Annotated in this window: 12 protein-coding genes; 11 read left to right on the forward strand and 1 reads right to left on the reverse strand. The window is 54.9% G+C overall.

Going from position 1 to position 21,099, the window contains the following annotated elements; all coding sequences use genetic code 11:
* Window positions 1-94: 94 nt before the first annotated feature.
* The gene (locus RGW60_RS21050; RefSeq protein WP_407074130.1) at window positions 95-2,539 is read right to left on the reverse strand and encodes a penicillin-binding protein 1A; all 2,445 of its coding nucleotides are present in this window, start codon (window positions 2,537-2,539) and stop codon (window positions 95-97) included.
* A 210-nt stretch (window positions 2,540-2,749) separates the two neighbouring features.
* Between RGW60_RS21050 and RGW60_RS21055 the strand changes: the two genes are divergently transcribed.
* The 11 genes from RGW60_RS21055 to RGW60_RS21105 all read left to right on the forward strand — a co-directional run bounded on the left by RGW60_RS21055 (window position 2,750) and on the right by RGW60_RS21105 (window position 21,042).
* The gene (locus RGW60_RS21055) at window positions 2,750-3,814 is read left to right on the forward strand and encodes a pilus assembly protein PilM (protein ID WP_322206407.1); all 1,065 of its coding nucleotides are present in this window, start codon (window positions 2,750-2,752) and stop codon (window positions 3,812-3,814) included.
* Complete coding sequence (locus tag RGW60_RS21060) at window positions 3,814-4,380, forward strand: PilN domain-containing protein (RefSeq protein ID WP_322206408.1); 567 nt, start codon at window positions 3,814-3,816, stop codon at window positions 4,378-4,380. Before RGW60_RS21055 ends, RGW60_RS21060 begins: the two co-directional genes overlap by 1 nt.
* Complete coding sequence (gene pilO / locus RGW60_RS21065; protein ID WP_322206409.1) at window positions 4,377-5,000, forward strand: type 4a pilus biogenesis protein PilO; 624 nt, start codon at window positions 4,377-4,379, stop codon at window positions 4,998-5,000. Before RGW60_RS21060 ends, pilO begins: the two co-directional genes overlap by 4 nt.
* Entirely contained in the window at window positions 4,997-5,524 is a 528-nt protein-coding gene (gene pilP, locus RGW60_RS21070; RefSeq protein ID WP_322206410.1) for a type 4a pilus biogenesis lipoprotein PilP, read from the forward strand. Before pilO ends, pilP begins: the two co-directional genes overlap by 4 nt.
* Window positions 5,525-5,579: 55 nt before the next feature.
* Window positions 5,580-7,667 carry a type IV pilus secretin PilQ gene (gene pilQ / locus RGW60_RS21075; protein ID WP_322206411.1) on the forward strand — a complete coding sequence of 696 codons (2,088 nt, stop codon included), beginning with the start codon at window positions 5,580-5,582 and terminating at the stop codon, window positions 7,665-7,667.
* Between the two features lie 4 nt (window positions 7,668-7,671).
* Window positions 7,672-8,190 (forward strand): shikimate kinase AroK, encoded by a 519-nt coding sequence (aroK, locus tag RGW60_RS21080; RefSeq protein ID WP_322206412.1) that lies wholly within the window; start codon window positions 7,672-7,674, stop codon window positions 8,188-8,190.
* Between the two features lie 159 nt (window positions 8,191-8,349).
* Complete coding sequence (gene aroB, locus RGW60_RS21085) at window positions 8,350-9,456, forward strand: 3-dehydroquinate synthase (RefSeq protein WP_322206413.1); 1,107 nt, start codon at window positions 8,350-8,352, stop codon at window positions 9,454-9,456.
* A 10-nt stretch (window positions 9,457-9,466) separates the two neighbouring features.
* On the forward strand, window positions 9,467-11,056 hold the full coding sequence (locus RGW60_RS21090; RefSeq protein ID WP_322206414.1) for an AAA family ATPase: 1,590 nt from the start codon (window positions 9,467-9,469) through the stop codon (window positions 11,054-11,056).
* A gap of 368 nt (window positions 11,057-11,424) precedes the next feature.
* Window positions 11,425-15,870 carry a glutamate synthase large subunit gene (gene gltB, locus RGW60_RS21095; RefSeq protein ID WP_322206415.1) on the forward strand — a complete coding sequence of 1,482 codons (4,446 nt, stop codon included), beginning with the start codon at window positions 11,425-11,427 and terminating at the stop codon, window positions 15,868-15,870.
* A 123-nt stretch (window positions 15,871-15,993) separates the two neighbouring features.
* On the forward strand, window positions 15,994-17,412 hold the full coding sequence (locus RGW60_RS21100; RefSeq protein WP_322206416.1) for an FAD-dependent oxidoreductase: 1,419 nt from the start codon (window positions 15,994-15,996) through the stop codon (window positions 17,410-17,412).
* Between the two features lie 258 nt (window positions 17,413-17,670).
* Window positions 17,671-21,042: a dermonecrotic toxin domain-containing protein gene (locus tag RGW60_RS21105; RefSeq protein WP_322206417.1), complete on the forward strand. Its 3,372-nt coding sequence runs from the start codon at window positions 17,671-17,673 to the stop codon at window positions 21,040-21,042.
* The last annotated feature ends 57 nt before the right edge of the window (window positions 21,043-21,099 follow it).

Below are 21,099 nucleotides of genomic sequence, written 5' to 3' on the forward strand. Positions count from 1 at the left end.
CCCAAGAATCAGTCACCTGCCTTTACTGCAAGTTGGTTCTTAAGAGTCGTGCAATTATCCCGACTTTTTGGAGCTTGCCGCTCGCCGATGCTGTTTAGAATAAATCTATCGGCGCTGACTCATCCGCTGGCAACGGGCTGTTAGGCCCGGTGCCGCTGCCGCCGATTTCGTTCACGCTCGGTGGTGTGTCTTCGCTTTTGAACAGTTCAAAATAGGCGTTTGGTGTTCCAGGCGAGGCCGCGCGTCCGCTGATCGGGTCAACCCGCAAGCTAAGTATGCCTTCCGGTTCGGTCTGAACGTGCGGCGGCTTGTTTTTCAGCGCAGCGCTCATGTAGTTCATCCAGATTGGCAGCGCGACAGTTCCGCCAAACTCCTGACGGCCCAAGCTTTCTGGCTGGTCGAAACCGGTCCAAACGGTAGTGATGTAATCAGCGTTATAACCAGTGAACCAGGCGTCTTTAGATTCGTTGGTTGTCCCGGTTTTGCCCGCAATGTCTGGACGATTCATCGATAGCGCGCGGCGGCCGGTGCCTTTCTTGATCACGTCTTGCAACATGCTGTTAAGGATGTAGGTGGTGCGGCCGTCAACAATACGTTCTGCAACTGCAGGCACCTGAGGATCGGTCGGTGCGGGTGTGGTCGAAGGCACAATGCTCGGACTGTCTTTTGCCGCAAAGGTGGAGGTGTCGACCGCGACCTTGGCGTCGTTGGCCGGCACGCTCGGAGGATTAGCCTCGAACAGCGTTACACCGTCACGATTTTCGATCCGTTGGATCAAGTACGGGGCGACTTTGTAACCGCCGTTGGCGAAGGTGCTCCATCCCGTGGCAATTTCCATCGGCGTCAGCGTTGCGGTGCCCAACGCCAGTGACAAGTTTCTCGGCAAGTCCTGCTTATTGAAGCCGAAGCGAGTGATGTAATTAATCGCGTTCTCCACACCCAGGCTTTGGAGCAAGCGGATGGACACCAAATTGCGCGATTTATAGAGCGCTTCACGTAACCGGATCGGACCAAGGAACGTGTTGGTGTCGTTCTTTGGGCGCCAGACTTTGTCCAGGTATTCGTCGACAAATACAATGGGCGCATCGTTGACCAGGCTTGAGGCGGTAAAGCCGTTATCCAGCGCCGCGCAGTACAGGAAAGGTTTGAAGCTGGAGCCCGGTTGACGCTTGGCCTGCAAGGCACGGTTGTAGTTACTTTGTTCAAACGCGAAACCACCAACCAGTGCGCGAATGGCGCCGTTTTGCGGGTCAAGCGACACCAGTGCGCTCTGGGCTGCCGGGATCTGGCTAAACTTGAGGGCGTCATTGGATTGACGTTGGACGCGAATCAGATCACCAACTTGTGCAACGTCGGAAGGTTGCGAGGGTGCTTTGCCCAAACTATTAGTGTTTAGGTAGGGTCGAGCCCATTTCATGCTATCCCAGGCAACGATTTCTTCTTTTTCGCCGTTGCGAGTCAACACGTGTAGTCCGGCTTTATCAACTTGGGTCACGATGGCAGGCTCCAGCCCACTGACCGTGCGCTGTTTGGTCATTTCCAACACCCACGCTTGATGGGTCTTGCCCGCCAGACGTGTTTCCGGACCACGGTAACCGTGTCGTTGGTCGTAGCTGATCAACCCTTCCTGAACCGCTGTGTTGGCATCTTCCTGAAGGTTGCTTGGCACGGTAGTGGTAACGCGGAAGCCCTCTGTGTACGCTTCGCTACCATACCGACCGACCATTTCAGCTCGGGCCATTTCAGCGATGTAAGGTGCGTTCACTTCTGGTGTAGGGACGTGGTAGCTAGCATTGATTGGCTCAGCCAACGCAACTTGGTAAGCCTTCTGATCAATTTTGCCCAATTTGTACATGCGACCGAGAATCCAATCGCGGCGTTCTTTGGCGCGCACCGGGTTGGCTAGCGGGTTGAAGCGGGATGGTGCTTTAGGCAGCCCGGCGATCATGGCCATTTGCGCAATACTTACATCGCGAATTGATTTGCCGTAATACACCTGCGCGGCAGCTTCGATGCCGTACGCGCGGTTACCCAGGTATATTTTGTTGACGTACAGCTCCAGGATTTCGTCTTTCGTCAGTTGGCGCTCAATTTGCAAGGCCAAGAGGATTTCATTGGTTTTTCGTGAAAAACTGCGTTCACTCGTCAAAAAGAAGTTTTTTGCGACTTGCATCGTGATAGTGCTGCCGCCGGATTGGATATGCCCACTTCTGATTAATTGCGACGCCGCGCGCATTAAGCTACTTGGATCTACGCCGTAGTGATTCTCGAAGTTATCATCTTCGGCAGAAAGCAGCGCATTGATGAAGTTTGGAGGAATATCGGCGAAACGAATGGGCGAACGGCGCATTTCGCCAAACTCAGCGATCAATTTGCCATCGCTGCTATAGACCCGAAGCGGGATCTGTAGCTGAATGCTCCGCAGCGCGTCCACAGACGGTAGGCCAGGGGTCAGGTAGAGGTAGGCGCCGCTTAATACGAGCAGGAGCCCGCAAAATACCGCGACGAAGGACCACCAGAAAAACTTCAGCAGGCGTATCAAGGCTTTTGGATTTCCAGATAAAAGAATGGGTTAAGCGAAAGCATCAAAAAAGAGGTATGCCTTGAAGCTTGGCTTTACGAAAAAAACGCTGGGCATTATAAGCATTTTTCGTCTCCGAGCGTTATTTGCGCTACTGTCTCGGCAGGTGCAAAAGGCATAAGGCGCTAAACAGTCCGTAAGTGACGGAAACTCATAGGGAATCGGTTTGTGTTCGAACTCTTTAGTAAGAAGGCCAATACCCTTCTAGGGATCGATATTAGCTCCACCTCGGTAAAACTCCTTGAACTGAGTCGCTCCGGCACCCGCTACAAAGTTGAGTCGTATGCAGTTGAACCACTGCCGGCCAACGCTGTAGTTGAAAAAAATATTGCCGAGCTCGAAGGGGTTGGTCAGGCGTTGTCACGACTGCTGATCAAGGCCAAGACTAATGTCAAAAACGTGGCGGTTGCGGTGGCCGGTTCTGCGGTTATCACCAAAACCATTGAGATGGATGCCGGCCTTACAGACGATGAGATGGAAAATCAGCTGAAAATTGAGGCTGATCAGTACATTCCCTATCCTCTAGAGGAAGTCGCTATTGACTTTGAAGTCCAAGGTTATTCTGCGCGTAACCCTGAGCGCGTTGAAGTATTGCTGGCTGCATGCCGTAAGGAAAACGTCGAAGTCCGTGAAGCTGCCTTGGCGCTGGCAGGCCTGACAGCCAAAGTGGTTGATGTTGAGGCCTATGCGTTGGAGCGTTCCTTTGGCCTTCTTACCGCGCAGCTCGGCCATGATCACGACCAACTGACCGTTGCAGTGGTCGATATCGGCGCCACGATGACCACCTTGAGCGTCCTACATAGCGGTCGGATTATTTATACCCGCGAGCAACTGTTCGGTGGCCGTCAACTTACCGAAGAAATTCAACGACGCTATGGCCTTGTGGTGGAAGAGGCAGGCCTTGCGAAGAAGCAAGGTGGGCTGCCGGATGACTACGTCACTGAAGTGTTGCAACCGTTCAAGGATGCGGTGGTTCAGCAGGTGTCGCGTTCTTTGCAGTTCTTCTTCGCCGCCGGTCAATACAACTCCGTGGACTACATCATGTTGGCTGGCGGTACCGCCTCGATCGCGGGGCTGGACCATCTGATCCAGCAACGAATTGGCACGCCAACCCTGGTAGCCAACCCCTTCGCCGATATGGCGCTGAGCAGTAAAGTCAATGCCGGGGCGCTCGCCAGTGATGCGCCGGCATTGATGATCGCCTGTGGCCTCGCGCTGAGGAGTTTCGACTAATGGCGCGAATCAACTTACTTCCGTGGCGCGATCAGCTGCGTGAAGAACGGAAAAAGCGCTTTCTGACTGCCCTTGTCGGCATTCTGGTCATCGCTGTTGGCGTTATTTTTCTCTGCGATCAATACATCACCAAGTCCATCGAGCATCAGGCTGCCCGCAACGCCTATGTGCAAAAAGAGATTGCTCAACTCGACGAGCGAATCAAAGAGATCAGCGAGTTGAAAGCGCGACGCAAGCAGTTGCTGGAGCGGATGAAAATCATCCAGGACCTGCAAGGCAATCGTCCAATTATTGGTCGGATTTTCGATCAGCTGGCGCGAACGCTGCCGGATGGCGTGTATTTCACTGAAGTAAAAATGACGGACAAGCTCATTAGTATTTCCGGTGCTGCGGAATCGAACAACCGCGTTTCGGACCTGATGCGTAATCTTGAATCTTCTGACTGGCTTCAGGGTGCCAGTTTGACCGAGGTTAAGGCCACCACTGCAGGCGGCGTCGACCAGGCGAATACGTTTCAGCTGACCGTGCGTCAGACGCTGCCTAAGGTTGAGGGGGGCAAGCGATGAATCCTAGAGAGTGGCTGGACAGCCTGCGCAAGATAGATTTCAACGACCTGGACCTTAACAATCTTGGCTCGTGGCCTGCGGCAGTCAAAACCATCGCCGGCATGCTGGTTTTAGCTATCGTGCTGGGATTGGGTTACAACTTTTACCTGAAGGATTTACAGGACCAGCTCGACCAATCATTGGCCAGTGAGGTCACGCTCAAAGAACAGTTTTCCACCAAGGCCTATCAGGCGGCAAACCTGAATGCCTACAAAATACAAATGAAGGAAATGGAAAACTCTTTCGGTGCACTGTTACGGCAGTTGCCCAGCGACACGGAAGTTCCGGGACTGCTTGAGGACATCACCCGTACGGGGCTGGGCAGTGGTCTGGAGTTCGAAGAGATCAAGTTGTTGCCTGAGGTCACCCAGCAATTCTATATAGAGCTGCCTATCCAAATCACCGTCGTAGGGGCTTATCACGACCTTGCAACCTTTGCCAGCGGGGTTGCCAGCCTGCCGCGAATTGTGACGTTGCATGACTTCCAGATCAAACCAGTCGAGCCCGGCGGTACGCAAAAATTGCGCATGAGCATTCTGGCAAAGACCTACCGATACAACGATAAAGGGCAGCAGAAATGAGGGCCACTGGACTGTTGTGCATCAGCGTGGCCTTGATGAGCTTGGCCGGTTGCGACAACTCTAATCAGTTTAGTGACCTGCAGACCTATATGGACGAGGTACGCGCTCGTCCTACCGGCGCGATCGAACCTCTCCCCAAATTTCGTCCTTATGAAGCGTTTTCTTATAGCGCCGCCGCGCTGCGCAGCCCGTTTCAGCCGCCGATCAAGATTGACCTGACCCGGCGTCAAAAAAGTTCGAAACAGGTCAAGCCAGATGAAACCCGGGTCAAGCAGTTCCTTGAAGGGTTCAACATAGAGCAATTTGAAATGGTCGGCACGATGGCCAACCCTTCGGGAATCTTTGCCTTGATGCGTGGTGCCGGGGGCGTCTATCGGATGAAAGTCGGCGATTATCTGGGGCGCAATGAAGGACGCATCGTTGCGATCAGTGATTCGCAGGTCGACGTCGTTGAAATAGTTCCTGATGGAGAGGGCGCATGGCTAGAGCGGCCACGCATTATTTCCCTCAAAGAGAAATCATAAAAGGGTGGAGCCAAGCATGTACAACACCCTCGGATCAGCACAACGGAATTTGATCATGAACAGAATTCTCTCGGTTATTGGCGTTTCGCTTTGGGTCGCGATGATATCGCCGATGGTTGAGGCTGCCAGCTTGAAAACGCTGGATGTCGCGGCGTTGCCGGGAGATCGCGTGGAGTTGAAGCTGGCCTTCGACGGCCCTATTCCAGTTCCGCACGGCTACACCACTGAACAGCCCGCGCGAATTGCCTTGGACTTGCCGGGCGTGACAAGCCAGTTGGTGACCAAAAGCCGCGAATTGGGGGTGGGTAATGCTCGAAGTGTTGTGGTGGTCGAGGCGAAGGACCGTACGCGGGTGATCATTAATATGACGACGCTTGCGCCTTATAGTACGCGGGTCGACGGCAACAACTTATTCGTGGTCGTCGGTCAAGGTGCATCAACGGCTCAACGCTCCCAGCCAAGTACTGCCAAGGGGGCCGCTCGGGTTTCAGTGCCAGCTGCCGCTCCAGCAAAGACCTATGCCGCGATAGGCAAGGCGATCAAAAACATCGACTTCCAGCGCGGCGAATTGGGCGAGGGTAACGTTGTAATCGAGTTGAGTGACCCGAGCATCGCTCCGGACATTCAGGAGCAGGGTGGTAAGATTCGTGTGGATTTTGCCAAAACCCAATTGCCGGACCCATTGCGTGTTCGGCTTGACGTAAAAGATTTTGCAACGCCGGTGCAGTTCGTCACAGCCAGTGCGACGGGTGATAAAGCCAGTATCAATATTGAGCCAACAGGGGCATTCGATTACTCGGCCTACCAAACGGATAACAAATTGACCATCAGCGTGCGGCCGTTGACCATCGATGATGTAGAGCGTCGAAATCTCGATAAGCTGGTCTATACTGGCGAAAAACTCTCTCTTAACTTTCAGGACATCGACGTTCGGTCGGTTCTACAGCTGATTGCTGATTTCACCAACCTCAATCTGGTTGCCAGTGACACAGTGCAGGGCGGAATTACACTGCGTTTACAGAACGTGCCCTGGGATCAGGCGCTGGACTTAGTGCTGAAGACTAAAGGTTTGGATAAACGCAAGGTTGGCAACGTATTGTTGGTCGCCCCGGCAGAGGAGATTGCAGCACGCGAACGGCAGGAATTAGAATCGATGAAGCAGATTGCCGAGCTAGCGCCGCTGCGTCGCGAGCTGCTCCAAGTGAACTATGCCAAAGCGGCTGATATCGCCAAGCTGTTCCAGTCGGTTACCAGCGCCGAGGCTAAAACCGAGGAACGTGGCTCGATCACCGTGGATGAGCGGACCAACAATATCATTGCCTACCAGACTCAGGATCGACTCGATGAGTTGCGCCGCATCGTCTCGCAATTGGACATCCCGGTGCGCCAAGTAATGATCGAAGCGCGGATTGTTGAAGCCAATGTCGGTTACGACAAAGCACTGGGTGTTCAGTGGGGCGGTTCGACCAACGTTAACGGTAGTAGTGACGTGACGGTAGGTGGTCGCGGTTTAGTGACGAGGCCCTCAGGTACAGCGCCTAACCTTAACTCTCCGTATGTCGATCTGGGGGCAGCCAATGCGACCTCAGGAATTGGCATTTCCTTCTTGTCCGATAACGTCTTGTTGGACCTTCAGCTCAGCGCCATGGAAAAAACGGGTAATGGCGAAGTGGTATCGCAACCCAAGGTTGTTACCTCAGATAAGGAAACGGCGAAAATCCTTAAGGGTACTGAAGTCCCGTATCAAGAAGCCAGCTCTAGCGGCGCGACGTCCGTGTCCTTTAAAGAAGCGGCTTTGTCGCTAGAAGTAACGCCGCAGATCACCCCAGATAACCGCATCATCATGGAAGTTAAGGTCACTAAGGATGAACCGGACTACGTTAACACCGTACTCGGTGTACCGCCCATCAAGAAAAACGAAGTGAATGCCAAGGTTCTGGTGGCGGATGGTGAAACGATCGTTATTGGTGGCGTATTTTCCAACACACAAAGTAAAACCGTTGAAAAGGTGCCATTTTTGGGTGATGTGCCGTATGTTGGCCGCCTTTTCCGGCGCGACATCGTGTCAGAGGCGAAATCCGAACTGCTGGTGTTTCTTACCCCGCGGATCATGAACAACCAGGCGATTGCCGTGAGTCGTTGATTCTGTGCGAAATTTAATACTTGTAGGGCCGATGGGGGCGGGTAAAAGCACCATCGGTCGATTGTTAGCTAAAGAGTTGCGCTTGCCGTTCAAAGATTCCGATAAGGAAATTGAACTGCGTTCCGGCGCCAATATCCCGTGGATTTTTGACAAGGAAGGTGAGCCTGGTTTCCGTGATCGCGAGCAGCAAATGATTGCTGAATTGTGCGAATCAGAGGGAATCGTTCTTGCCACAGGAGGCGGCGCAGTGATGCGTAGCGAAAATCGCCACGCGCTGCATGCTGGTGGGCGCGTGGTGTATTTGCATGCTTCGGTAGAGCAGCAAGTCGGACGTACTGCCCGCGATCGCAACCGACCTTTGCTGCGAACCGCCGACCCTGCCCGCGTGCTACGCGAACTGCTGGAAATCCGTGATCCGCTCTATCGAGAAATCGCCGATTTAGTGGTAGAAACCGATGAGCGGCCACCGCGATTGGTGGTATTACACATCCTCGCTCGATTGGCCGAACTTGCTCCCCGTTAAAGCGTAGGGCGAAATGCGCTATTCTCCGTGGCTTAACCTGGACGTTAGAAAATAGTGTTGTGATATGGCTTAAAGCCATGATTTTTATAGCGGTCATGGTTTGATAATCAGATTTCAGAGATGGCGCAGCAGGCGCACTCTTCATCAGCGTGGGGATACATGCAGACACTTACGGTCGAGCTGGGCGAACGAAGTTACCCGATTCACATTGGCGAAGGCTTGCTAGATCGGTCTGAACTGCTGGCGCCATATATTGCCGGACGGCAAGTGGCGATAGTCTCCAATGCGACCGTTGCGCCCCTTTACCTTGAGCGACTGACTCGCACGTTGAGCAACTACAGCGTGTTGCCGGTGGTGCTTCCTGATGGCGAAGCCTTCAAGAACTGGGAAACCTTACAAACTATTTTCGACGCTTTGCTGACCGCGCGGCATGACCGGCGCACTACCGTTATTGCCTTGGGTGGTGGCGTGATCGGTGACATGGCTGGCTTTGCGGCCGCTTGCTATCAGCGCGGTGTCGATTTCATCCAGATCCCGACCACTTTGTTGTCCCAGGTTGACTCATCCGTAGGCGGAAAAACCGGGATCAATCATCCTTTGGGCAAAAACATGGTTGGGGCGTTCTATCAGCCTAATGTGGTACTGATTGACACCTCGACTCTCAAAAGCTTGCCTGAGCGTGAGCTGTCGGCCGGATTGGCGGAAGTCATCAAATACGGCCTTATTTGCGATGAGCCGTTTCTGACCTGGATCGAAGAAAATGTAGATCAGCTGCGCGCCCTCGACCAGGCAGCGCTAACAATTGCTATCGAGCGCTCGTGTTCGGCGAAAGCGGCAGTCGTCGGTGTAGATGAGCGCGAGACAGGCAGTATTCGTGCAACGCTTAACTTGGGTCATACGTTTGGCCACGCCATTGAGACCCACATGGGTTACGGCGTATGGCTGCATGGCGAGGCCGTTGCCGCAGGCACGGTCATGGCGCTTGAGATGTCCATGCGGTTGGGCTGGATTACCCAGCAAGAGCGTGATCGCGCAATTCGACTGTTCCAGCGGGCTGGACTGCCTGTGGTGCCGCCGGAAAACATGGCTGTCGAGGATTTTCTCGAACACATGGCCATTGACAAGAAAGTCATCGACGGACGTTTACGCCTGGTACTGCTGCGGCGGATCGGCGAAGCCATCGTGACTGCCGATTATCCGAAAGAAGTATTACAGGCCACGTTGGGGGCGGACTACCGCACCCTGGTGGACCAGCTTAGAGGTTAATGAAAAATCGATGACTAGTTTGCATGCCGACGAGGCCTTTCTCGGCCATTACCAGTTGAGTCATGACCCCTTTGCAACGCGGGTGCCTGGCTTCAAGTTTTTCCCGGCGCAGCGTAAACCGGTGCTCGGTCAGCTCCACCACTTGGCGCGCTATAGCGAATTATTGTTGGTAGTCACAGGTCCCCAAGGCAGTGGCAAGACGTTGTTGCGTCAAGCGCTCGTGGCCAGCACCAATAAGCAATCAGTGCAAAGCGTCGTCATATCAGCACGCGGTGCCACCGATGCTGCCGGTGTAATTCGTCAGGTCGCCCAGGCGCTTGGCGTGGTTCAGCCGGAGATCCGCGCAATCCTTTCACAGGTCTTGCAACTGGGGTTGACCGGGCAAGAAGTTTATTTATTGGTCGACGATGCCGAACAACTTGGCGAATCGGCACTCGAAGCCTTACTTGGTTTAGCTGTGGGGACGCCAGAAGGCCGTCCGCATGTTTTCCTGTTTGGCGAGTCGTCGTTGATCGACCGTCTGGATCAGCTCACTGCGGAGGAAGAGCAAGAACGCTTCCACGTCATCGAGTTGCAACCCTACACCGTAGATGAAACGCGCGAGTACCTGGCTCAGCGACTGGACGGTGCCGGACAAGGCATTGAACTGTTCACGGCTGATCAGATTGCCGATATTCACGAGCATTCCAACGGCTGGCCGGGCGCTATCAACCTGGTGGCCCGCGATGCAATGATCGAAGCCATGATCGCTAGCCGCACCGCGGTTAAGCGTCCAAGTATGGGGTTCAAGATGCCAAAGAAACATGTACTGGCCTTAGGAGCCGTGGTCGTTGTCGGAATAATGGCTGCATGGCTGATGCCGGGCCGTAGTGCCAACAACACAGCCACTGCGCCGGCCGTCACCTCACCTGCCAATGCCCAAGCGCAATTGCCCCTTGGTCAGGGACAACCCGGCGCTCAGCAGTCAAACAATCAAAGCGGGCCGGCGATTGAGTTCGCTGGTAACTCGCAGCCGATGCCGTTGCCCCTGGTGGGCAAGTCGCAGCCGGTAATGCGCGGCCCGCTAGCTGAGGCAGCGGGTAATAGCGATGGGGACGAAAGCGGCCCAGCGGGGAATCTTCAGCCCCCCACTGTGACCACCACCGCCCCACCGGTAGGCGTTCCTGCTGGCCCAGCCGCAGCCGTCGCGCCGGCACCTACTCGCACTGCACCGGTCGCGGCGACCAAGCAGCCGACGGTTCAAGTTGCTACAGCCAGGCCAACGCCAAAGGTGACCGAGAAGCCAGCGGTCTCTGCGGCCAAGCCTGCTCCTGGCAGCAGCTGGTACGCGGGTCAGGCGCCGGGCAATTACGTTGTGCAGGTTCTAGGTACCAGTTCCGAAACTACCGCTCAGACGTTTGTTCATGAGCAAGGCGGCGAGTACCGTTACTTCAAGAAAACCCTGCAAGGTAAACCCTTGTATGTGGTGACCTTTGGTAGCTTTTCGACCCACGCCGCAGCGAGCGCGGCAATCAAGGTCTTGCCAGCCAAGGTACAGGCTGGTAAACCTTGGCCTCGTACTGTCGCCAGCATCCAACAGGAACTGGCCGCAAGTCGCTGAAGTTCCGGCGGCCGGCGCCTTAAAAAAGGTGGGCCGCCAGTATTGATTCCCGGGATCTTTCGTCAGCGTGCTGCTTAAAGCAGCGCGCTTTTTAGTGCCTGCGTTACAGGCATTGGTGAAGGGTTAGGGCGCTCTGGTCGATTTCGAAAAAAAAGACTTTGACTACCACAACATCTGGCATTAAACCTTTCAATAATGCGACATAGATTTGCGACTGTTCGTCGCCAAGTTTGTGAGCCTTTGTGTCGGTGTGTACAATGACCTCCCTTTTTCCACCGCAAAGCTGGCAAACGTCTGGCGCGGCCGGTAACTGGTTGAATTAAAAAGAAATTTACCTCGAAATGAGGCAGCCTGGTGAGAAAGTGTCTATGAAAGCAGGTCTGTACCATCCAGATGAGTTCAAGGATAACTGTGGTTTTGGCCTGATCGCCCATATGCAAGGCGAGGCGAGCCATAACCTGTTGCAGACGGCTATTGAAGCGCTGACCTGCATGACCCACCGTGGTGGGATAAATGCAGACGGCAAGACCGGCGACGGCTGTGGACTGCTGATTCAAAAACCCGACACGTTCCTGCGGGCGATGGCCCAGCTACATTTTGATGTCGATTTGCCCAAGCAGTACGCGGTCGGCATGGTGTTCCTCAATCAGGACACGGCCAAAGCCGATGCCGCGCGCGCGAACATGAATCGAGAGATTCAGGCTGCCGGCCTGCAATTGATCGGCTGGCGTAAAGTCCCGATTGATACCAGCGTACTCGGGCGTCTAGCCCTGGAGCGTCTGCCGCAAATCGAGCAGGTGTACATTGGTGGCGAAGGCCTCAGCGATCAAGCATTCGCGATTAAGCTGTTCAGCTCCCGTCGTCGCTCTTCGGTGGCCAACGCCGCTGACACTGAGCACTACGTGTGCAGCTTTTCGCACAAAACCATCATTTATAAAGGCCTGATGATGCCGGCCGATTTGACGGCCTTCTTCCCAGACCTTCGCGACGAGCGCCTGCAAACCGCAATTTGTGTATTCCACCAGCGGTTTTCGACCAACACCTTGCCCAAATGGCCGCTGGCACAGCCTTTCCGCTTTCTCGCCCACAACGGTGAGATCAACACCATTACCGGCAACCGCAACTGGGCTCAGGCCCGTCGCACCAAGTTCGCCAACGAACTGATCCCGGACCTGGAAGAGCTGGGCCCGCTGGTCAATAGCGTAGGTTCGGACTCATCGAGCATGGACAATATGCTTGAACTAATGGTGACCGGCGGTATCGACCTGTTCCGTGGTGTGCGGATGTTGATTCCGCCTGCGTGGCAAAATGCCGACACCATGGACGCCGAACTGCGCGCTTTTTACGAATACAACTCCATGCACATGGAACCGTGGGATGGCCCGGCTGGTGTCGTAATGACCGACGGTCGTCACGCAGTGTGCCTGCTCGACCGTAACGGTCTGCGTCCAGCGCGCTGGGTTACCACCAAAAACGGCTACATCACTCTGGCATCGGAAATCGGTGTCTGGAATTACAAGCCCGAAGACGTAATTGCCAAAGGCCGCGTCGGTCCTGGGCAGATTTTTGCGGTGGACACCGAGACCGGTCAGATCCTCGATACCGATTCCATCGACAACCGCTTGAAGTCGCGTCATCCCTACAAACAATGGCTGCGCAAGAACGCCCTGCGTATCCAGGCCAACTTGGTCGATGACCAAGGTGAAGCCAGCTACGATTCGGACCAGCTAAAGCAATACATGAAAATGTTCCAGGTGACGTTTGAAGAGCGTGATCAGGTGCTGCGTCCTTTGGCTGAACAAGGTCAGGAAGCCGTCGGCTCCATGGGCGATGATACGCCGATGGCTGTGCTGTCCCAGCGTGTGCGTTCGCCTTACGACTACTTCCGTCAGCAGTTTGCGCAGGTGACCAACCCGCCCATCGATCCGCTGCGTGAAGCCATCGTCATGTCTTTGGAGATCTGCCTCGGTGCCGAGCGCAACATCTTCCAGGAATCGCCTGAGCATGCGTCCCGCGTGATTCTCAGCTCGCCGGTTATTTCCCCGCCGAAATGGCGTGCGTTGATGACTTTGGAGCGTCCGGGTTTCGAGCGTTATTTCATCGACTTGAACTACGACGAGAGCGTCGGTCTTGAGGCGGCGATTTTGAACATCGCCGATCAGGCCGAAGAAGCTGTGCGTGCCGGCAAAACTCAGCTGGTGCTGAGCGATCGCCATATCGCCCCGGGTAAATTGCCGGCTCACGCGGCGTTGGCGGTCGGTGCGGTCCACCACCGCTTGACCGAAAAAGGCCTGCGTTGCGACAGCAACATCCTGGTTGAAACCGCCACGGCCCGCGATCCGCACCATTTTGCGGTGCTGATCGGTTTCGGGGCGTCGGCGGTTTACCCGTTCCTCGCTTACGAGGTATTAGCCGACTTGATCCGTACCGGCGAAGTGCTGGCGGACCTGGACGAAGCGTTCAAGTATTACCGTAAAGGCATCTCCAAAGGGCTGCTGAAAATTCTGTCGAAGATGGGTATCTCGACGGTTGCGTCCTACCGTGGAGCGCAGTTGTTTGAAGCTATTGGCTTGTCCGACGAGATCGTTAGCCAGAGCTTCCGTGGTGTACCGAGCCGGATCAAAGGTGCGCGCTTCAGCGATCTCGAAGCCGAGCAAAAATTGCTCGCCGCCGAAGCCTGGAGCCCGCGAAAGCCGATCCAACAAGGCGGACTACTCAAGTTTGTACACGGCGGTGAGTACCACGCCTACAACCCGGAAGTGGTGACCACCCTGCAAGCCGCCGTGCAACAGGGCGACTACAGCAAGTTCAAGGAATACACCACACTGGTTGACACCCGTCCGGTGTCGATGATTCGCGACATGTTTAAACTCAAGACCCTCGACCAGCCGTTGGCGATTGACGAAATCGAGCCGCTGGAAAAGATTCTCAAGCGTTTCGACTCGGCCGGCATTTCCCTCGGCGCGCTGTCGCCGGAAGCTCACGAAGCCCTGGCCGAAGCCATGAACCGCCTGGGTGCGCGTTCTAACTCGGGCGAAGGCGGTGAAGACCCGGCGCGTTACGGCACGATTAAAAGCTCGAAGATCAAGCAAGTCGCGACCGGCCGGTTTGGCGTCACCGCGCAATACCTGGTCAATGCTGAAGTCATGCAGATCAAAGTCGCTCAAGGCGCCAAGCCCGGCGAAGGCGGCCAGTTGCCCGGCGGCAAGGTCAACGGTTTGATCGCCAAACTGCGTTATGCGGTACCGGGCGTGACCCTGATATCGCCGCCGCCGCACCACGACATCTACTCCATCGAAGACTTGTCGCAGCTGATTTTTGACTTGAAACAAGTCAACCCGGCGGCACTGGTTTCGGTCAAGTTGGTCGCTGAAGCGGGCGTCGGTACCATCGCGGCCGGTGTCGCCAAGGCTTACGCGGACCTGATCACTATTTCCGGCTACGACGGCGGAACCGGTGCATCGCCGCTGACGTCGATCAAATACGCGGGCGCTCCGTGGGAACTCGGCTTGGCCGAAACTCACCAGACCCTGCGTGGCAACGACTTGCGCGGCAAGGTCCGGGTGCAAACCGATGGCGGTCTGAAAACCGGCCTCGACGTGATCAAGGCCGCGATTCTCGGCGCGGAAAGTTTCGGTTTCGGCACTGCGCCCATGATCGCCCTGGGTTGCAAATACCTGCGTATCTGCCACTTGAACAACTGCGCCACCGGTGTTGCCACTCAGAACGAGAAGCTGCGTAAAGATCACTACATCGGTACCGTCGACATGGTGATTAATTTCTTCACCTTCGTCGCTGAAGAGACCCGTGAGTGGTTGGCCAAGTTGGGCGTGCGTAGCCTCGAAGAGCTGATCGGTCGCACGGACTTGCTGGAAATCCTGCCGGGCGAAACTGCCAAGCAGCAGCAGTTGGACCTGACACCGTTGTTGGGCAGCGATCACATCCCTGCCGACAAAGCTCAGTTCTGCACCGTGGACCGCAATCCGCCGTTCGACAAAGGCTTGCTGGCCGAGAAAATGGTCGAGCTGGCCAAACCAGCCATTGTCGAACTCAGCGGCGCCGAGTTTTCACTGGATATCTGTAACTGCGACCGCTCCATCGGCGCGCGGATTTCCGGTGAAGTGGCCAAGTTGCACGGCAACCACGGCATGGACAAGGCCCCAATCACGTTCCGCTTTAAAGGCACGGCCGGGCAAAGCTTCGGCGTGTGGAACGTCGGCGGCTTGAACATGTACCTCGAAGGCGACGCTAACGACTACGTGGGTAAAGGCATGGCTGGCGGCAAGCTGGTCATCGTTCCACCAGTTGGCAGTGCGTTCAAGACTCAGGACAGCGCCATCATCGGCAACACCTGCTTGTACGGCGCAACCGGTGGCAAGTTGTTTGCTGCTGGCACCGCAGGCGAGCGTTTCGGTGTACGTAACTCCGGCGCCCACGCGATTGTCGAAGGCACTGGCGATCACTGCTGCGAATACATGACGGGCGGTTTCATCTGCGTGCTGGGCAAAACCGGTAACAACTTCGGTTCCGGCATGACCGGTGGTTTCGCCTACGTGCTGGACCAAGACAACACCTTCGTCGACAAGGTTAACCACGAGTTGGTGGAAATCCAGCGGATCAGCGGTGAATCGATGGAAGCCAACCGCAGCCATTTGCAGCGTGTATTGGCCGAATATGTCGAGGAAACCAACAGTGAGTGGGGCCGTAACCTCTCGGAAAACCTCGATGACTATTTGCGTCGGTTCTGGTTGGTGAAGCCAAAAGCAGCGAGCTTGAAATCGCTGCTGTCCAGTACCCGAGCGAATCCGGAATAAAAGCAGCCATAAGCTTCAAGCCGCAAGCTGCAAGTTAGAAGCAGCGTGCGGCGTGTCGGCTTAATACGATTTTCTTGCAGCTTGAAGCTTTGCGCTTGGAGCTGCAATTTGGAGTTTTCAAGAATGGCTGACCGTCTGAGTAATGACTTCCAGTTCATCGACGTTGGGCGCAAAGATCCGAAGAAGAAGCTCTTGCGTCAGCGCAAGAAAGAGTTCGTCGAGATATATGAACCGTTCAAGCCCCAGCAGTCGGCCGACCAGGCCCATCGTTGTTTGGGCTGCGGTAACCCGTACTGTGAGTGGAAGTGCCCAGTGCACAACTTTATTCCCAACTGGCTCAAGCTGGTTGCGGAAGGCAACATTCTGGCCGCCGCTGAGCTGTCGCATCAGACCAACACGCTGCCGGAAGTTTGCGGCCGTGTGTGTCCTCAGGATCGTCTGTGTGAGGGCGCTTGCACCCTCAACGACGGTTTTGGTGCGGTGACTATTGGTTCGGTCGAGAAATACATCACCGACACCGCCTTCGCCATGGGCTGGCGTCCGGATATGTCCAAAGTCGTTTCGACCGGCAAGCGTGTTGCAATCATCGGCGCAGGGCCTGCAGGCCTTGGTTGCGCCGACGTATTGGTGCGCGGCGGCGTGGCTCCGGTGGTGTTCGACAAGAACCCGGAAATCGGCGGTCTGCTGACCTTCGGTATCCCTGAATTCAAGCTGGAAAAAACCGTACTGAGCCACCGTCGCGAAGTCTTCACTGGCATGGGTATTGAGTTCCGTCTCAATACCGAAGTCGGTAAGGACGTGACCATGGATCAACTGCTCGAAGAGTACGATGCCGTGTTCATGGGCATGGGCACTTACACCTACATGAAGGGCGGTTTTGCCGGTGAAGACCTGCCGGGCGTGCATGACGCGCTCGACTACCTCATCGCTAACGTCAATCGCAATCTTGGCTTTGAAAAGTCGTCGGAAGACTTCGTCGACATGAAGGGTAAAAAGATTGTGGTGCTGGGCGGTGGTGACACTGCGATGGACTGCAACCGTACTGCAATTCGTCAAGGCGCCAAGTCGGTGACCTGTGCTTACCGTCGTGACGAAGCGAACATGCCGGGCTCGCGCAAAGAAGTGAAGAACGCCAAGGAAGAAGGGGTGCGATTCCTCTACAACCGTCAGCCGATTGCTATCGTGGGTGAAGACAAAGTTGAAGGCGTGAAAGTGGTCGAGACGCGTCTTGGCGAGCCTGATGCTCGTGGCCGTCGTAGTCCCGAGCCGATTCCGGGTTCGGAAGAGATTATTCCGGCAGACGCCGTGGTGATCGCTTTCGGTTTCCGTCCAAGCCCAGCGCAGTGGTTCGAAGCGTTCAGCATCCAGACCGACAGCCAGGGCCGCGTCATCGCCCCGGAACAGGCGCAGTTCAAGCACCAGACCAGCCACCCGAAAGTCTTCGCCGGTGGCGACATGGTTCGTGGTTCTGACTTGGTAGTAACCGCAATCTTTGAAGGCCGAAACGCGGCCGAAGGAATTTTGGACTACTTGGGCGTGTAAACTTTTTCCCGCATTCGGCAGCTTCTTTTAGGCGCTGCCGAAGGCTGCGGAAAGGATCGGTATGCCTTCGACGGTCTCTAAAGACTGGGCGGTTTTCGATGGGTCGCAGCCCTCGACGGTTTCTACAGGGGATGTGATTTCCTGATATTTCAGTGTGTTTTTTAGTCCAAATTCAATGCTAGTGTTCACCGTTCACGGCAGGAGATTCACCGCAACCGGTGTACTCCCGCGATTAACGTTATTTGCAAGGATGCAAATATGACCACTTACAGCGCTTCACTTCATACTCCCGTATTTTTCGAAAACGCGTCCGCCACCGCCACTGAATCCGAAAGGTTCAGGCCCAGCTCGGTATCAGCACGCGAGCAACGCGCTCGAGAGAAGGCCGATCGGACGATCAATCAGTTCATCGAAGGGTTCACGGAAAAATGTTTTTTTCCGTTGGATTGCGAGTCACTGATTTTTTCGTTACTGCCTCAGTTGGCTGAATGGCCTGCAGTTTTGCAGCTCAAAATCGTTGACGAACACGGCGATGCTGTCGCGACCTATCTCAAAGGTAACAACCCCAGCGTTATCCAAAACAGCATTTCGGTAGTGCGAGATCGCTTTGGCGAATATGCCACGTCGACCGTCCATGGCGAGGAAACATTATTTCAAACCATAATTGACCAACTTCCCCAGGGCTCAAGACTGGGTATGGGTGGCAACTTCTCGAATAGTTCCAGTACCGCCGGGCGAATTGTCACGCTGCGCAAAGAGTTGTCCGAGTTGCTCAAGTCTGAGCAAGCAAACGCGTTTGAGGCATTGCTCGCCGACGATGATGCGATGAAGTGCGATCTAGGTTTCAGTCGGTACAACCGCCTTCTACCCCTTTGGAGGCGGCAAACTACCGAGCGGCCTCCTGCATTAAACCTGTTAAAGGCTATACATCCTGAAGTGCCGGTTGAGCGCCTCAATGTGCTGTTGGAGCGATTTCCTCTGTCGGAAGCGCAAGAACATGACTTTCTGGAAGACGAAGAGTTGCCAGCTGCGTTCATTGAGGCCTTGGATCAGTCCTTGGAGGAATGGCGCAAGGACCGAGGACTCGATGGCTTGTTTCATACCAGAACTTACAACATTGACGCGGATGTGCTGGCCAGAACCTTTGGCCAACAGGTGTTGAGAGCTCGATTGGGCTACGAGCTATTGATCGCTGAAGTGGACGCGACGGGTCAGTACCCCCGTGATCTTGAACTTTCGCAGACCTCAATTCTCTTGTTACATAGCGCCGATGGTCATTACGCAGTTAAAAACCTCAATGATGATCAGGTCAACCGTTTCAATGTGGGTACCGATAGCTTCTATCGGGCGATTGCTTCGGTGCTGCAACCTCATGAGCGTACCGCTTTGGGAATGCAGTCCGAGACGGATGTCGCAGGCTTTCGCAGAATACTCGGCGATGCGGCGGCTAACGCCAGCGGCGGCTGGTTTGACTCGCAAAGCCCGCTTCAGGCGAAGGTTGAACTGTTTCCTGATTGGTTAAGGGACGCTTCTTCTGCCGACAAACTCATGTGGAACACAGCGCTGCATAACTATCGGCAAGCGTTGATAGAGGCGCAGGCACCGGATCTTCCAGACGTCAGCGAATACGGCGATCTTGAGCAGCTGCGCGTCTATGCCGGGAATCAGCTTAAGTACCGGCTAGATCTTGATCTCGGTTTGCAACTGGAGCCCGAAGAAATAACTGTCGAGATCACTACAAACCAATGGACCGGAAATCAGGAGGTGCCACCCATTCTGGATCTGGACGTATACAGTCCAGAGTCTGGTGAAGATTTTGAGTACACCCCCACATACCGCAGCCTTCCCCAGCTCTGTTTGGAGAATATATTAATAACTGATGGGGACTTCTGGTTGACGGCGCGCTTTCTGGATAAGAACGGTCGTCCAATCGCGGGATTGAGTAAACGTTATATACATGGCCTAGTGCGTGAGTTGGATGTGGGTACCAGCTACACGGCGTTTCTCAAACAGCGCTTGCTAGCGTCCTCTTTTGGACAGTGGAGCCGCGATCAATATGCTCAGGTAATGGACACGCAGATGCGGCTGGACGTCATCGAAGCCAAGATGGCGAAGGATTTTCTCGATGACGGTAGCTTGCCATCTGCGCTCGCCGACCGAGGTTATAAATGGGTGATGGCGGTCCTTGACCGCGCGCTCGATAGCGCTACCAGCGCGGTGGTTGAAGGCCATCGTATTCAGGTGTGGACTCTTAAACTCTCCGATTCGGCGCCGACTAACCTGCATTATTACGGCCCGCCTGGCGTTTATTCTCCAGGCCAATTCGATGGTCTGACGTTGCGGGGCATACTGATGATCGCTCCCGAATCCAGGCAGAGTGTTCCGAGTGTGGTGGTCTATACACCTTTGGCTCCGGACGGCGTGAGTTTCCGTGAGTATGCAAGCGAGCAGGAAATGCTCGAGAAGCTATTCACTAACCCTCTGGTAGCTGACTACTTGATAAGCCGGCTGCCTATAGAGCAAAAGGCCTCATTGGGTGAAGTGTTCGGCACCCTCATCGTTGATGGTCACTTGAAGATCGTACCTACATTATTGCGTACGGATAACTTCTACTTCGCCAGTTACGAGGACGAAGTTCAGCGTGTGATCGCGCAAATCGATGCGCAAACGACCAGCACTGGCGAAGCCAACTGGCAGAGCGCATGGAATATTGCTAGTGCATTCGCCGAACTGGCGCTTGAGTTCACGCCATTCAAGGTGAGGTTGCCAATCGCCGCCGCTCGTAGTTTGTACGCGCTCTCACAAGGCGCCCGTGCGGTGGGTGAGCAAGACAGCAGCGCTGCATTGCATTTTGTACAAGCAGCACTGCTCCTGACGGATGGTCTGCCGGGAGTGAAGAAGCCTAAGGTGAAATCGGTGTCCTCTGGTGGTCTGAAATCCGCAATGGCGCTGGCATCTACACCACAGGGAATGAAATTGCGTACCGACGGCGTTTATAGCGGCGTGTACGAAAAAGTGAATGCTGCAAACTATTTGGATTTCTATGCCCAAAACGCAGGGAAAACCTTTGCCATTCGCTATGATGCGCAAAACGCGACGTGGCGAATGATTGATCCCCGACGGCCAGACGCTTATTACCAGATGCCGATTCGTTTCGATGAGCAGGGGCAATGGAGTTACGACAACATCGCGTTGCGGGGTGGGGGAAACGACAATAAACCCAAAGTACCTAAAAGTCGCAAAGGCGCTAACGCCAGCGACACGCCGGCAGCATCCAGTTCGGTCAATATCCGGCCACCGGGCATGAAGCGGGCAAGAGTTGATGTGAAAAACTTTGCTGAAACCGATGCGTTTGCAAAGGCTGTAAAGGATACAAAGGTCGATAAGAAGACGCTTGAAGATGCTATCGAAGCGGCCGCTGAAAAGTATATCAACGACCGTGCGGGCAGCTCCCATGTTCTGCTGGGTGCTTTCAAAGGGGCTGTAAGCATTGATCTTCCAGGCATCGGGGGAAGTACGGGGCGAGGTAAATGGCGCTTAATTTTACAAAAATCCAAAATTAAGGATGCCGATGGAAACTCTGAAACGGTGCTGATCTTCCATAGTGTGGCAAATACCCATAGAGGTTAATCGCCGTCATTGATAAAAGGCATGGCTCTGGCCGTGCCTTTTTCGTCTGGCTCTGAG

The sequence above is a fragment of the Pseudomonas sp. AB6 genome (assembly GCF_034314105.1).
In the GTDB taxonomy this organism is placed as follows: domain Bacteria; phylum Pseudomonadota; class Gammaproteobacteria; order Pseudomonadales; family Pseudomonadaceae; genus Aquipseudomonas.

Coding starts and splice junctions, on each gene's coding strand:
- RGW60_RS21060 (WP_322206408.1), top strand. CDS start 3,814: ATGGCGCGAATCAACTTACTTCCGTGGCGCGATCAGCTGCGTGAAGAA.
- pilO (WP_322206409.1), top strand. CDS start 4,377: ATGAATCCTAGAGAGTGGCTGGACAGCCTGCGCAAGATAGATTTCAAC.
- pilP (WP_322206410.1), top strand. CDS start 4,997: ATGAGGGCCACTGGACTGTTGTGCATCAGCGTGGCCTTGATGAGCTTG.
- pilQ (WP_322206411.1), top strand. CDS start 5,580: ATGAACAGAATTCTCTCGGTTATTGGCGTTTCGCTTTGGGTCGCGATG.
- aroB (WP_322206413.1), top strand. CDS start 8,350: ATGCAGACACTTACGGTCGAGCTGGGCGAACGAAGTTACCCGATTCAC.
- RGW60_RS21090 (WP_322206414.1), top strand. CDS start 9,467: ATGACTAGTTTGCATGCCGACGAGGCCTTTCTCGGCCATTACCAGTTG.
- gltB (WP_322206415.1), top strand. CDS start 11,425: ATGAAAGCAGGTCTGTACCATCCAGATGAGTTCAAGGATAACTGTGGT.
- RGW60_RS21100 (WP_322206416.1), top strand. CDS start 15,994: ATGGCTGACCGTCTGAGTAATGACTTCCAGTTCATCGACGTTGGGCGC.
- RGW60_RS21105 (WP_322206417.1), top strand. CDS start 17,671: ATGACCACTTACAGCGCTTCACTTCATACTCCCGTATTTTTCGAAAAC.